The organism is Myxosarcina sp. GI1(2024) (assembly GCF_053543375.1).
The window spans coordinates 1,796,742-1,809,682 of the sequence record NZ_JBKGTY010000001.1 but is presented as its reverse complement, the minus strand read 5'-3'; the positions used below and the strand labels follow the sequence as shown (position 1 = coordinate 1,809,682).

Genomic DNA, 12,941 nt, shown 5'->3' with positions numbered 1-12,941 from the left:
ATTAACTCTCCAACGATTTACTCTTGGCTGTCGCTTTTGAACCTCAAACCCAATGCCAAACACTTTACAATTCAAATTTGTCTAGAGTTATCTACTAACTTGAGCTAACAAACTAGAAGGAGGGAAAGGCATCTTAGGACTTTCGGTTACGAGATATTCCAAAAAAGTTTGAGCGATAACTGATAGTTTTTTGCCTGCCAGACAAGATACATACCAACGGCGTTCGATGGGAAAATGCTCGACATCGAGAACCGTCAATTCTCCAGAACCATCTTCTGAAATCAAGCAGTGTTCTGACAAAACTGAAATGCCTAGATCGCCAGCGATCGCTTGTTTGATCGCTTCATTACTACCCAATTCTAATCTCACTTTAACCGATATTTTATGATGTTCGAAAAGCTGGTGAATTGCTTTTCTAGTACCAGAACCCTTTTCTCGCATGATAAACGGTTCGCCATTTAAACTATCTATAGGAATATTTTTCTTGCCAGCTAAATGATGTGTTTTCGAAGCAACTACAACTAAAGGATTATCTAAAAAAGCCTGACTATGTAGATCGATATCTAGAGGAGGATTGCTAACTATATATAAATCATCTTGATTTTCCAACATTCGTCGTTGAATTTCTTGATGATTGGTAACTTTCAAAGCGATGTCTATTCCTGGATATTGTTTGCAAAAAGACCCTAACAATCGCGGTATGAAATATTTAGCAGTAGTAATTACACCCAAATGTAATTTTCCCTGCTTAGTGCCTTTAAGATCGGCAATCTTCATTTCCAAATTGTTTAGTCTCTCAAAGATATCCTGACAGGTAGTTAGTAGTTCTCTCCCTGCATCGGTAAGATAGAGGCTTTTGCCAATTTGTTCGAATAAAGGCAATCCTACTGCTTTGGTTAGCTGTTTGACCTGACTCGAAACAGTTGGCTGAGTGATAAATAATTCTTCTGCCGCACGGGTAAAACTACCATGACGTGCTACCGTTTCAAATACTTTTAGTTGGTGTAAAGTTGCATGGAGCATGGCATATTCGTTTGATTACGACTTTATCATATACTAAAATCAATGCAATTTGCAGTTAATATAGTATATTGTAGATATTTGATTGGCTCATCAGAGTATGCTGGTCGAGCGAGACAGCCGAGAGAGTAGCATTAAAGTATACGACTGGGTACATCGGTCATTAGTATCGCTCGTGACAAACATGAAACTTTTCGCACTTCAGTGGAGAAAATAGTCTAAGAGGCTAAAATATTTAAGCTAAAGTAAACAAAAAAACTGCAGAGCTAAATCTATGTCGTTGTTAGATACATTGTTCCAGCATCCCAAAGAGCGGCGAGTGGCGGTAATTTTAGCTTTAAGCGGCACAATCTTGCCGATCGCAGGACTACATAAACTATATTTAGGACAGCCATTATGGGGCGCGATATATCTTTTATTATGGTCTACTCCGATTCCCCAAATTGCTTCGGCGATCGATGCTGTCTGGTATTTAATGCAAGATTGGGAGCAGTTTCAACTTCAGTTTAACGGAAGTAGCAATCGTCAGTCATACTTCAACAATACTAACACTCAACAAATGAGTGCGATCGCCGATGGAATTAGAGAACTAGAACGTTTGCGCCAAGATGGTTTAGTCAGCGAATATGAATTCGAGCAAAAACGTCGCCAGTTGTTAGATCGTGTCGCCTAAGCTAATAAACAAATAAATATTTTAAATGTTTAATTGGTCGCAGATAGGAATTAAAAACCGCATCTTAAACGATCCCTACTATCGCTTTCGGTCATTAAAAGAAGTAGCGATCGCTGCAGAATTGGGTGTTAAAATTGATGTCAATCAGGCTAGTATTGATGACTGGCTGAGACTTCCTGGTTTTTCCATTCATCAAGCGCGATCGCTAGTAGATTTAGTAGGAATGGGAGTACAGCTATTATGTATTGAAGATGTTGCTGCCGCCATTAGTCTCCCCGTTTGGCGTTTGCAGCCTTTAGAACCGATTTTACACTTTGAATATTACGATCGCCTCAGTCCTTTAAGTCCTCAAAAAATCAATCCCAATACGGCTTCGTTAGCAGAAATCGAAAGCATACCCATATTAAATAAAAATTTAGCGGCAAAAATTATTACCGAGCGACAACAACAGGGAAATTATCACAATTTAGCCGATCTACAACGTCGTCTGGGTTTAGACAGTCAGGCGATCGCCCAGTTAATGTATTATTTACAGTTTTAAATTAGACTCCTAATTTGCTCGACGGCTCGGAATTTAGGTTAAAGTAGAAGTAGAATCGGCTGGCACTACTTATTTCTACTCTTCGATCGTCAGATTGTTCCGATGCACCACAGTATCTGCACCTTCATAACCCAAGATAGAGCTGATTTTTGCCGAATGATGTCCTTTAATTAAATCTATTTCGGCGCGACTGTAATTGACTAAGCCTCTAGCAACTTCTCTACCGTTGGCATCGCATAGTTGCACAGCATCGGCAGCAGAAAAGTCTCCTTCTACTTTGAGAATACCCGCAGCTAATAAAGACTTGCCGCGATCGCTTATCGCCCTAACCGCACCGGCATCGAGATACAGTTTACCCATCGGGATCAAACCATAGGCAATCCAACGTTTGCGAGCATTATCGGTTCTAGGTTGAGGTTCGAACTGAGTTCCTAACGATTCTCCGCGAAGTATTTTAAGCAAATTTTGGGGTTGTTTTCCTTGGGTAATCGCGGTTCTGACTCCCGTACTGGTAGCAATTCTCGCTGCTGCTAATTTAGTTGCCATCCCCCCAGTACCCCATTGAGAACCACTCGCACCCGCTTCTACCTGTAACTGTTCGAATTCAGCTTGACTGACTAAATCGATCGGGCGGGCAGTCGATACGGTTCGGGGATCGGCAGAATACAGGCGATCTACATCGGTAAGGAGAAACAGCCAGTCAGCTTCGACTAAACTAGCAACCAAAGCCGAAAGAGTGTCATTATCACCAAATTTTAGCTCTTCTACTGCCACGGTATCGTTTTCGTTAACTATGGGAATTACGCCTAAATTTAGCAATTCTTTAAAAGTATTGGAAGCATTGACATAGCTAGTGCGTTCCATCAGTTCGCGGCGGGTCAATAAAACTTGGGCGATCGCCTGTTGTAAACTACTAAACAAATCATCGTAAATCCGCATCAGTCTACCTTGCCCTACGGCTGCCACAGCCTGTTTGAGAGCCATTTTACGGGGTCGTTCGGTTAAATTGAGTCGGGCGCAACCCACACCTACCGCACCTGAAGAAACTAAAACTACCCGATGACCCTGCGCTCGCAATTCGGTGAGAGTTTCTACCAAAGAAGCAATTGTGGCGATCGCGATTTGCCCGTTAGTTTGGGTCAAGCTAGATGTACCTATTTTAACGACGATAGTTCGTGCAGACATAAATATATTTCAGGAGAATTACAGCCAGGTAGAAACGGAGCGCAATTCAGGAGGAATTGGAGTATCTTCGCTAAATTCTAGTTTAGTTTCGCTGTCTCCCAAATATCCTGACTCGGTAAAAGCCAGCAGCATTCGCGATAGTGCTACCCAGACTGTCCTGTCAAATTCCCAGTCTCCTCCTCTGGAAGTGTAGCAGGCGATGGATTTTAATGCCCAAAAATAGTTATTGCGAACTACCGAACCACCTTTTTTAAATGACGGTACATCTTCAGAGTCAATAAACAAAATATCGTCTTCGAGTTTAACTTTCATAGTTGTTATTCTAATAACCAGAGGAATAAATAGAAACGATGTCAGATCGTAATTTCAAAGCTATAGGTTGTAAACCACCAGGCGATCGCTTATGGCTCGAGTAGTAATTATTGGGGCAGGACCGACCGGTGCTACACTTGCTTTACTCTTAGCCAGCAAAGGTATTGAGGTTAAGTTAATCGAAGCTGCCCGTGATTTTCGGCGAGTGTTTCGCGGCGAGGCACTGATGCCCAGCGGCTTGGATGCTCTAGAACAAATGGGTTTAACTGAAATATTAGCCGATATTCCCCACACTGCCCTCGATGCTTGGGAGTTTTTCCTCGACGGGCGATCGCTTTTTCGCGTTGCCGAACCGATGCCGTTTGGGAATAAATCCTGTACTCTGGTTTCTCAACCACATCTACTAGAGGCAGTGGTCGAACGAGCTCAAACTCATGACCAATTTGAATTAATTTTAGGTACGGCAGTGCGAGATATTTTAAAAAATGACGGTCGCATTTCGGGAGTACGACTGGCAGACCGTAGAGAAATTGGAGCAGATTTAGTTATTGCTGCCGATGGACGCAATTCGCTAATCAGGCAACGGGTTGGTTTGAGCTTAGAGACACAGGCTCATAGTATCGATTTACTCTGGTTTGAGTTAGAAGCTGGTACGGTGTTTAAAGCAGAAAATATCTTTTGTTCGATTCTACAAGGGCGTAACGGGTTTGGTTGCTTTCGCAGTTCTCAGGGCAAACTGCAAATTGGCTGGGGTTTACATCCTGAAGATAGTTTAGATTGGAAACTAGTTAATTGGCAGCAAGTAATAGCTGAAAACTCGCCAACCTGGTTAGCAGAACATTTGCAAACCTATGGCGACACCTTAAGCAAACCAATTTTACTATCTGTCGTCGTCGGTCGCTGTCCTCAATGGTACGTACCTGGTTTATTACTATTAGGCGATGCGGTTCATCCCATGTCACCCATTCGCGCCCAGGGAATCAATATGGCGTTACGAGATGTAATTGTTGCCGCTAACTATTTAATCCCTTTACTACGCCAACCAACAGACTTGAGGCAAATAGATGCCTTACTGCCCTGCATTCAGAGTGATCGCCAGCCCGAGATTATTAGAATTCAGCAGTTACAAAACATAGAACTGCTACAAGCTAAAATACTGCGTTACAGCGGTTTAATCAGATGGGGAGTAAAACAATTTATCCCCCTGCTGCGCTTTCCCATTTGCTATTCTTGGTTGAGAAGACAAAAACAATTACGTCACGGGGTAACTACGGTTAGTTTGACTGTTTAACCCAAGATAAACATATTTCCTACTTCTTCCTTCGAGCCCAAGCGAATTATAAAAGCCACTCTAAACTAATACCAACACGAGTATCTTTATCTTCTGGAGAGTTCTGTAACTCTAGTTCGCTAGCGATGCGTAATTGAGAAGTCACGCCATAGCCGACGTAGAAAGAAGTTATGCCCACCTCTTGATTACCACCAGGAGAAATAAAGCTTTGGGAGATGGAAATATCTCCCGCGCCAGTACGGGATAGTGCCAACATTAACCTAATTCCCAAATGAACCCCATCAGAATTAAAGTCATGACTCTGCACGTAGCGATAACCAACTAAGGGCGCAAAATTAACATAACCACCGAGGGGAAACAAAAAATAGTGTAAATCCGCACCTAATGCAGTGCGATCACCATTAAAAGCCGTTTGATAATCTGCACTCACAGTCAAACCAGTGCGAGCGATAAATATGTCTTCTATAGCGAGATCGATCCCGATCGCATCTTCAGTAGAAGGAAAAGTAACCAAACCAAAGCGTAGCCGCGTACGGAAACTAGGATCGTGGCGAATATCCTCTAAAACATCGGGGACTTCTTCGAGCCATTCCTGTAACACGGGGCTTTCTTCAATCACCTTTGGCGGAAGATCGATCTCTTCTGGTGAAACCGTCGTCCTACATATTTGTGGTGCGGCGATCGTCTCGCTAGTTAATACAAAAATATTGCAAATACTAATTAACCCAATTTGCCAACCGCAATTAGACAACAATAGCTTTAGCCACTTTTTCAAATTCAAAATCTACCTTATGTTTCTTGCCGTAATCTATCTTATAGCAAATAGGTAAGGATTCAGGTGCAAGCATGAGGAATAAGAGAAGGATAAGAACAATGTCCAACTGTAGCTTGTAAAGTCTGTTGAAAAAAAGTAATCACCGAACGTCCTTGCAAACGACAAGATTGAATTGCACTCAGCAGGTTGGCTGTATGTTGAAACCGTTCGATGGAACGAGAGCCACCACAAACTTTCCGCTTGGTTACAGCAGTTCTCAAACATCGTTCAGCTAGATTATTGTCGGGGGGTATCTGAGGATGTGTCAGAAAATACCACCATTGCTCCGCCTTATCACGCAGCGAACGTAGCAGTTTTCCAGCTTCATGACCAGCATTCTTGAGCCAAGTCTTAATTGCGCTAGTCACTCGCCTTCGGAAATCCTCTGCCCAATCTCGATAGTGGCTTTCCTGATGGGTCTGTCGCCAAACCCGATGTTGCTTAAATGCCTCATCAATTAGAGACAGAAAGGTGGTAGCAATTTCTTGGTTATCTACCCCTTTAGTCTTTAACAGTTTTTGAAAATGACGACGTAGATGAGCCAAACACTTTTGTTGTCCTGCTACTGAATAGCCGTTGTAGACACTAAAATCGTCGCTAATCAAAACTCCATCATAGAATACTCCTAATACAGCTTCCAATTCTCTGCGTTTTCTAGTATCGCCGGCATGAAACAGGCAGAACTCTGACCCAGCTAAAACCCAGAGCCATTCTTTGACTCCTTTAACTGAGCAGGGGGTTTCGTCACAATGTAGAGGAGGATGCTCTGAATTAATCGACTTTTTCAACCCTTCAACACTGTTGATACTCGCTTGTTGTACTCGTTCGTTCATTGGTGGCAACTAAAGTTCCCCTACTAATTTCTATTGCTCCCAGTTCCCACAACAGTTCTTGCTGTTTAGCATAGGACATATGAGCATAGTTTCCCAGCCAGGAAAGTAACCCCTGTAGTCTGACTCCCAAGTCTTGACCTGGAATCATTGTGGGAGACCGTCGAGCTGCCTCTATTGCTCCACACTTGCCGCATTGACAGTGATGACGTTGGTACTCTACGACTTGTATCGGTTTTGCCACCAACTGGGCTACCTGTTGAGTATCTACTCGTACCCCCTTAGTCTTCCATTGTTGATTTCCACAGTTGGAGCAGATGGTCGGTTTCAATACTTCGTAGCGGTCTACACGCCCAAATCCTTTTCTCGTCTTCCCTTGATGTCCTGGTTGTCCTCCTGGTTTTCTTTTTGTCTCTTTTTTGGCTTCTTCCAACCCTACTTCTGGTTTTCTCTCGCTTTTTTTCAGCAAGTCAGTTGAAGGGGGTTTCGATGAGGTTTGGCTGTCGAGGTTGAGGCTCTGTTCCAGTTGTTCTATTCTTTTTTCTAGCTTCTCAATCAGCTTTTGTTGGGTAGTCACGATTTCTGCCAGTTTCTCATTGGACAACTGGCGCAGTTCTTCGGCTTTGAAGGGGTGATTAGCTTCGCTCATTATTGGCTACTTTAATCTCTTTTTCCTTTTTGTCAACCCTGATACCTGAATCCTTACGCAAATAGAGCGAAATCTACTCCGATTGGGCGAGACCAAGGGCAACGGGAAGTATTTATATATATGTCTTACTGCTAGACTTCGATCGCCAAAACCGATAGCATTAGCTACGAGATAATTGGAAAAACTAAGGAGCTAGTTTGGGGAAGTTATTGCAAATATCTAGAATCATCGATGCAGTCAATGAGTGGATTGGTCGTCTGGCTTATTGGCTGGTATTTTTGATGGTCTTGGTTGGTGTTTGGAATGTCATTGGACGCTACCTAGAACGTTTTTTCGGTATCGACCTAACTTCCAATGCTCTAATTGAAATTCAGTGGTATTTATTTGACTTAATCTTTTTGTTAGGTGCGGCTTACGCTCTCAAATATAACGAACACGTTAGGGTAGATGTATTTTTTAAAGGTTGGAGTCGTCGCCGTCAAGCCCTAGCCAATTTTTTAGGCAGTATTTTGTTGCTGATTCCGTTTTGCTGGTTGATAATTTACTATTCTTGGGCAACAGTGATCAATTCTTGGAACATACGAGAAATATCTCCCGATCCTGGCGGCTTAGCCCGCTATCCGATTAAATCAGTAATTATAGTCGGCTTTATTTTACTATTTTTGCAGGGAATTTCCGAAGCGATTAAAAATTGGTCAGTTTGGCGACGAAGTTCCAGTGAGGAGGAAAGCTAATGGCTTATGATTGGCTGGGAATAGCTATGTTTATCGGGGCATTAATTTTGTTATCTGGTGGCTATCCCGTCGCTTTTTCTTTAGGGGGAGTGTCGATTTTATTTGCTTTAATTGGCTCGGCTTTGGAAGTATTTAGCTTCAGCTTTTTTAATGCCATGCCCAGTCGCATTTTTGGCATTATGTCCAATTATACCCTGCTAGCAATTCCCTACTTTATTTTTCTAGGGTCGATGCTCGAAAAAACCGGCATTGCCGAAAAATTACTCGAAACCATCGGAATTCTGTTTGGTAGGATACGCGGTGGTTTGGCTTTGGCTGTAGTCCTGGTAGGAGCGTTACTGGCTGCCTCTACTGGCGTAGTAGCGGCTACCGTAGTAGCGATGGGTTTAATTTCCCTACCAATTATGTTGCGCTATGGTTACAACAAAGAATTAGCTACGGGTGTAATTATCGCCTCTGGAACTCTGGGCCAAATTATTCCTCCGAGTGTAGTACTCGTAGTGTTAGGAGACCAGCTAGGAATTTCCGTAGGGGACTTATTTATCGGTTCGCTAATCCCTGGGTTATTGATGGCAGGAGTGTTTGCCCTTCACGTTACGATCGTGGCCTGGCTAAAACCTAACGCCGCACCTGCTTTACCCAAATCGGTCAGAGAAGTTGGCGGCAAAGAACTAAGCTTAAGAGTATTAAAAGTGATGCTGCCACCGTTGCTATTAATCTTCTTGGTGCTAGGCAGTATCTTTTGGGGAATTGCTACTCCTACCGAAGCGGGTGCGGTTGGTTCTATAGGTGCAATACTTTTAGCAGTATTGAATGGCAGATTGAACTGGGCGGCTTTAAAAGATGTGTGCGATGCCACGATGAGAATTACCACGATGGTAATATTTATCTTGCTTGGTTCGACGGCTTTTAGTTTGGTGTTTCGAGGTTTGGGCGGCGATCGGTTTATGGAAAACCTGTTAATTAATTTACCAGGGGGAACGATTGGCTTTTTATTGGTCAATATGGTGGTGATTTTTTTCCTGGGTTTCTTTATTGATTTTTTTGAAATTGCTTTTATTGTAATTCCTATTTTTGCTCCCGTAGCTCAACAGCTAGGAATCGATCTAGTCTGGTATGGGGTGATTATTGGAGCTAATTTGCAAACCTCTTTTTTAACGCCGCCATTTGGTTTTGCTTTGTTTTATCTACGGGGTGTAGCACCACCAGAAGTTTCAACCCAAGATATTTATCGCGGCGCAATTCCTTTTATTATCCTACAGCTATTGGTATTGGTATCAATTGTTGCTTTTCCGCAACTGGTTAATTTGTACCGACTTTGAATACTCGATAACTAATCGATCAAAACATTGGTTCACTAGTTTTCAAAGCCTTTAAATCTAAAGCAGCCAGACATTGATAGGCGTTATCGATGTACCCTTTACCCCGTAAATAACCCGTATTTGCTCCAGGAAGAATATATTGCAGAGTATCAGCAGAAAAGCGATCGCGTAACTTGGCAACGCTGTTTAATTGTCGCCACCAATGAAATGTTTTAGCTGTTCGTAAGGGTTCTACTATCTCTGGTGACTTGGGCAATAGGTGTCTGCTAGAAAACAAAATACCATCCCGTTCGGCTAGATACAAACAGCTGGTACCAGGAGAATGCCCTGGAGTCCAAATTAAATGCAAGTTTGAATCCAAACTTAATTCTTCCTGAAATGAACTGACTTCCACTTCAGGTAATAAATAAGCTTCTTGTTCCTGTAAAATAACTTCACAATGTAGTACAGCTTGAATTTGCTTGACTTGTTTGCCAATTCCTCCACGATGGCTAAAAATCCACCAACGCACTCCACCATGTTGCTCGAGAAATTGTCGATCGCTCTGATTCCAAGCAGGAGAGTCGAGAAGAATATTACCGCTTTTATTTACAATAAAATAAGCAGTCCCTCCCAATGTATCTCGATTGGGAGCAAAAGCAAATATTTGCGGTAAAACCAGACGGGGAGGTTTAGTGTTCCTGATACCGGGATTAATTTGGGGCATTCTAAAAATTAAGGTATTCTAAATTGTCTAACTACGTCCTAATATATTTAGTTTTTAATTACAAAATCGAACTTAGCTCAAAAATTTTGCTTTAAATTTCCGATCGCTTTTTATGATATGAAACTTTGGTTAATTTTAATTTTACTTAGTCTGCTAGCTTACTTTATGGTTCGACGTAGCCTAAAGGATGTAACCAATACACCGGTTTGGCTATGTTGGTTGGTTTTAATGCTTCCTGCTTTTATTTGGACTGCTTGGACTTATGCTTTTGGCACAGAACAACCATTGCCTTTGGCGATATTTATATTCCCCTTGATTATTTGTCCTATTTTATATGGATGGCTGGTACAGAGAGGAAAACCAAAACGAGAAAAAACCACAAAATCTCCAGAATTAAACAAGATTACAATGGCTAAACCAGTTCAAAAACCTTCTCCGCCACGTTTGATCGATCGACAGGAAGAAACAACCTTACGCAATTGTTTCCCTTGGAATATTTATTATCTTCAAAATATCGATAATCGTCCTCAAGCGATATTTTGTCGGGGGAAACTCAAGACTATACCAGAAAAAGCCTATACAGAAATTAAGCGTAATGTAGAAGAGGCTTTTGGCGATCGCTTTTTTTTAATCTTTCAAGAGAGTTTTCGCGGTAAACCATTTTTTGCTCTAGTACCCAATCCCCAGGCAAAACAGGAAACGCCGAGTCGAGACAACCGTTTTGCTATTGCTTTAGCCATGTTCGCGATTACTTTAACCACTACCACCTTAGCAGGAGCCAGTATTGGAGCAGCGTCTCCAGAGGCAGTTTTTGATAATTTTAATTTGCTACTATCGGGATTGGTCTATAGTTTACCACTGATGTTAATTTTGGGAGTCCGAGAACTGTGTAATTATTTTACGGCTCATCACTATCAAATTCGCACTACCCTTCCCTATTTTATTCCTTTTCCTTCTTTCTTTTTCGATAGCTTTAGTCTCGGTACTTTAGGTGCTTTTACTCAAAAAAAATCGCCTCTACCTCATCGTCAAGCATTGTTTGATGTTGCCATTGTCGGCTCGATCTCTAGTTTCATTCTAACTATATTAGTTTTAATTGGGGGACTGTCTCTGTCTACAGTAGCCTCACTAGAAGACTCAACTGATTTCAGTTTTCAAGCCTTCGATCCCCGTCTATCTCTATTACTGAGTTTGCTGTCTAAATTCACCTTGGGCAATAGTCTAGAAGCAGGAATGGGAATCGATCTCCATCCTCTAGCCGTTGCTGGTTGTATTGGCTTGCTATTTACCACGATTAATTTAATGCCTATCGGTCAGTTAGATGGAGGACATATAGTCCATGCAGTATTCGGGCAAAGAATGGCGCTCGCCATCGGACAAATTACTCGGATTTTAGCGATTTTATTTGCTTTAGTTCATCCTTATTTTTGGATTTGGGCGATCGTTTTATGGTTTATTCCTTTGATAGATCAGCCAGCACTCAATGATGTGACTCAGCTCAATAATTGGCGCGATTTTTTGGGTTTATTAGCTCTGGCTTTATTTATCGTGGCGATTTTACCTCTACCGGCTACTGTCGCTGGCTGGCTCGGTATGTAGATAAGATGATAACAACACTGACATCTAGATTATCTAATTTTACTCTCTACTCAACTAAAAATTGCTGCAAGCTATACTTACTTTTCCCAGATACCTCTTGGCTTTAGGATATTAACAAGCCAAAAAATTCACGGAAAAAAAATGCGCATTTTAATTATGGGTGGAACTCGTTTTATCGGAGTTTACCTAACTAAATTATTAGTCGCTCGCGGTCATGAAGTTGTACTATTCAATCGGGGCAATAATCCCGTACCAGTTCCAGGAGTAAAACAGATTCGAGGCGATCGCCAAGAGCCGACACAACTGAAAGAAAAGTTAGCAGAAGAGAGTTTTGACGCGATCTTTGACAACAATGGTCGCGAATTAGAACATACTCAACCGTTGGTGGAAATTTTTAAAGATACCGTACGTCACTTTGTTTATATAAGTTCTGCTGGAGTTTATCTACCATCAACGCAACTACCTCACCGTGAAGGTGATGCGATCGATCCCAATAGCCGTCATAAGGGAAAACATCATACTGAAGCTTATCTAGCCGAATCTGGGATTCCTTGGACGTCAATCCGCCCTACTTATATTTACGGTCCACAAAATTATAATGACTTAGAAGCATGGTTTTTCGATCGCTTGGTTCGAGATCGCCCTCTTCCCATTCCCGATGGCGGCTTGTACACTACTCAATTTGGTCATGTCAAAGATTTAGTTGAAGCGATGGCAGCAGTTTTAGATAATCGCCAAGCAGTGGGTAAAATTTACAATGTTAGTGGCGATCGCTACGTTACTTTTGACGGTTTGGCTTATGCTTGTGCCGAAGCTATGGGCAAATCTCCAGAAGCAGTAAAGCTGGTTCACTACGATTCGAGTCGCTTTAAGTTTGGCAAACGTAAAGCCTTTCCCATTCGCCAACAGCACTTTTTTGCCGATATAGAACGGGCAAGGCGCGATCTCAACTGGTACCCAAAATACGATCTAGTCTCTGGTTTACGAGATTCTTTTCAAAATGATTATTTAGCAGCGAAACGAGAAACTGCAGATATAGATTTTTCACTGGACGAAGAAATTTTGACAACAGTTTAATTGACCGAATACCTCAATTTTTTTGCGCTAAATTCTAGAAGAGAAAATTATGGGAAAACAGCAACGAGCAGGTTTTTATTTTAAAAATCATCAAACTTCGCTTGCTCGGGTACTATCTCTAATTTGCTGTTTTCCTTCAAGTTAAGATCTAATTAAAAGCTGGCGGCAAGTTAAAAATCCTTCTGGCT

The 12,941-nt window shown here is 41.9% G+C and carries 12 protein-coding genes and 1 pseudogene; 7 read left to right on the top strand and 6 right to left on the bottom strand.

From position 1 onward, the window contains the following. Positions 1 to 87 precede the first annotated feature (87 nt). On the bottom strand, positions 88 to 1,023 hold the full coding sequence (locus ACLFKQ_RS08640; protein ID WP_448999375.1) for a LysR family transcriptional regulator: 936 nt from the start codon (positions 1,021 to 1,023) through the stop codon (positions 88 to 90). Between the two features lie 271 nt (positions 1,024 to 1,294). Here ACLFKQ_RS08640 and ACLFKQ_RS08635 point away from each other — a divergent pair, with 271 nt between their 5' ends. Both ACLFKQ_RS08635 and ACLFKQ_RS08630 read left to right on the top strand, forming a co-directional pair. After that, positions 1,295 to 1,693 carry an NINE protein gene (locus ACLFKQ_RS08635; protein WP_448999374.1) on the top strand — a complete coding sequence of 133 codons (399 nt, stop codon included), beginning with the start codon at positions 1,295 to 1,297 and terminating at the stop codon, positions 1,691 to 1,693. 25 nt (positions 1,694 to 1,718) lie between these two features. Beyond that, positions 1,719 to 2,234 carry a helix-hairpin-helix domain-containing protein gene (locus ACLFKQ_RS08630; protein WP_448999373.1) on the top strand — a complete coding sequence of 172 codons (516 nt, stop codon included), beginning with the start codon at positions 1,719 to 1,721 and terminating at the stop codon, positions 2,232 to 2,234. A gap of 75 nt (positions 2,235 to 2,309) precedes the next feature. On the opposite strand, the gene proB is transcribed toward ACLFKQ_RS08630, so the two are convergent. Together proB and ACLFKQ_RS08620 are read right to left on the bottom strand one after the other, a co-directional pair. Further along, positions 2,310 to 3,419, bottom strand: coding sequence for a glutamate 5-kinase (proB, locus tag ACLFKQ_RS08625; protein WP_448999372.1), 1,110 nt, complete (start codon positions 3,417 to 3,419; stop codon positions 2,310 to 2,312). An 18-nt stretch (positions 3,420 to 3,437) separates the two neighbouring features. Further along, positions 3,438 to 3,731, bottom strand: a complete 294-nt coding sequence (locus ACLFKQ_RS08620; protein WP_448999371.1) for a hypothetical protein — start codon at positions 3,729 to 3,731, stop codon at positions 3,438 to 3,440. Between the two features lie 91 nt (positions 3,732 to 3,822). Between ACLFKQ_RS08620 and ACLFKQ_RS08615 the strand changes: the two genes are divergently transcribed. Then, positions 3,823 to 5,022, top strand: coding sequence for an FAD-dependent monooxygenase (locus tag ACLFKQ_RS08615; protein ID WP_448999370.1), 1,200 nt, complete (start codon positions 3,823 to 3,825; stop codon positions 5,020 to 5,022). A gap of 46 nt (positions 5,023 to 5,068) precedes the next feature. On the opposite strand, the gene ACLFKQ_RS08610 is transcribed toward ACLFKQ_RS08615, so the two are convergent. Further along, positions 5,069 to 5,704 carry a hypothetical protein gene (locus ACLFKQ_RS08610; RefSeq protein WP_448999487.1) on the bottom strand — a complete coding sequence of 212 codons (636 nt, stop codon included), beginning with the start codon at positions 5,702 to 5,704 and terminating at the stop codon, positions 5,069 to 5,071. Positions 5,705 to 5,856: 152 nt separating this feature from the next. Continuing rightward, positions 5,857 to 7,315, bottom strand: a pseudogene (gene tnpC / locus ACLFKQ_RS08605) (IS66 family transposase). Between the two features lie 197 nt (positions 7,316 to 7,512). On the opposite strand from tnpC, the gene ACLFKQ_RS08600 reads away from it, so the two are divergent. Both ACLFKQ_RS08600 and ACLFKQ_RS08595 read left to right on the top strand, forming a co-directional pair. Next, complete coding sequence (locus ACLFKQ_RS08600) at positions 7,513 to 8,049, top strand: TRAP transporter small permease subunit (RefSeq protein WP_448999369.1); 537 nt, start codon at positions 7,513 to 7,515, stop codon at positions 8,047 to 8,049. Beyond that, a complete protein-coding gene (locus ACLFKQ_RS08595) occupies positions 8,049 to 9,371 on the top strand; it encodes a TRAP transporter large permease (RefSeq protein ID WP_448999368.1) in 1,323 nt (440 codons plus the stop codon). Before ACLFKQ_RS08600 ends, ACLFKQ_RS08595 begins: the two co-directional genes overlap by 1 nt. A 19-nt stretch (positions 9,372 to 9,390) precedes the next feature. Here the strand turns inward: ACLFKQ_RS08595 and ACLFKQ_RS08590 are convergent, their stop codons facing one another. Continuing rightward, on the bottom strand, positions 9,391 to 10,077 hold the full coding sequence (locus ACLFKQ_RS08590) for an MBL fold metallo-hydrolase (RefSeq protein ID WP_448999367.1): 687 nt from the start codon (positions 10,075 to 10,077) through the stop codon (positions 9,391 to 9,393). Positions 10,078 to 10,194: 117 nt separating this feature from the next. On the opposite strand from ACLFKQ_RS08590, the gene ACLFKQ_RS08585 reads away from it, so the two are divergent. Next, the gene (locus ACLFKQ_RS08585) at positions 10,195 to 11,676 is read left to right on the top strand and encodes a site-2 protease family protein (RefSeq protein WP_448999366.1); all 1,482 of its coding nucleotides are present in this window, start codon (positions 10,195 to 10,197) and stop codon (positions 11,674 to 11,676) included. A gap of 141 nt (positions 11,677 to 11,817) precedes the next feature. Beyond that, positions 11,818 to 12,753, top strand: coding sequence for an NAD-dependent epimerase/dehydratase family protein (locus ACLFKQ_RS08580; protein ID WP_448999365.1), 936 nt, complete (start codon positions 11,818 to 11,820; stop codon positions 12,751 to 12,753). Positions 12,754 to 12,941 lie beyond the last annotated feature (188 nt).

Bases quoted from the DNA above. Each gene is read 5' to 3' on its own strand.
- ACLFKQ_RS08640 (WP_448999375.1), bottom strand. From the start codon at position 1,023: ATGCTCCATGCAACTTTACACCAACTAAAAGTATTTGAAACGGTAGCA.
- ACLFKQ_RS08635 (WP_448999374.1), top strand. From the start codon at position 1,295: ATGTCGTTGTTAGATACATTGTTCCAGCATCCCAAAGAGCGGCGAGTG.
- ACLFKQ_RS08630 (WP_448999373.1), top strand. From the start codon at position 1,719: ATGTTTAATTGGTCGCAGATAGGAATTAAAAACCGCATCTTAAACGAT.
- proB (WP_448999372.1), bottom strand. From the start codon at position 3,419: ATGTCTGCACGAACTATCGTCGTTAAAATAGGTACATCTAGCTTGACC.
- ACLFKQ_RS08620 (WP_448999371.1), bottom strand. From the start codon at position 3,731: ATGAAAGTTAAACTCGAAGACGATATTTTGTTTATTGACTCTGAAGAT.
- ACLFKQ_RS08615 (WP_448999370.1), top strand. From the start codon at position 3,823: ATGGCTCGAGTAGTAATTATTGGGGCAGGACCGACCGGTGCTACACTT.
- ACLFKQ_RS08595 (WP_448999368.1), top strand. From the start codon at position 8,049: ATGGCTTATGATTGGCTGGGAATAGCTATGTTTATCGGGGCATTAATT.
- ACLFKQ_RS08590 (WP_448999367.1), bottom strand. From the start codon at position 10,077: ATGCCCCAAATTAATCCCGGTATCAGGAACACTAAACCTCCCCGTCTG.
- ACLFKQ_RS08585 (WP_448999366.1), top strand. From the start codon at position 10,195: ATGAAACTTTGGTTAATTTTAATTTTACTTAGTCTGCTAGCTTACTTT.
- ACLFKQ_RS08580 (WP_448999365.1), top strand. From the start codon at position 11,818: ATGCGCATTTTAATTATGGGTGGAACTCGTTTTATCGGAGTTTACCTA.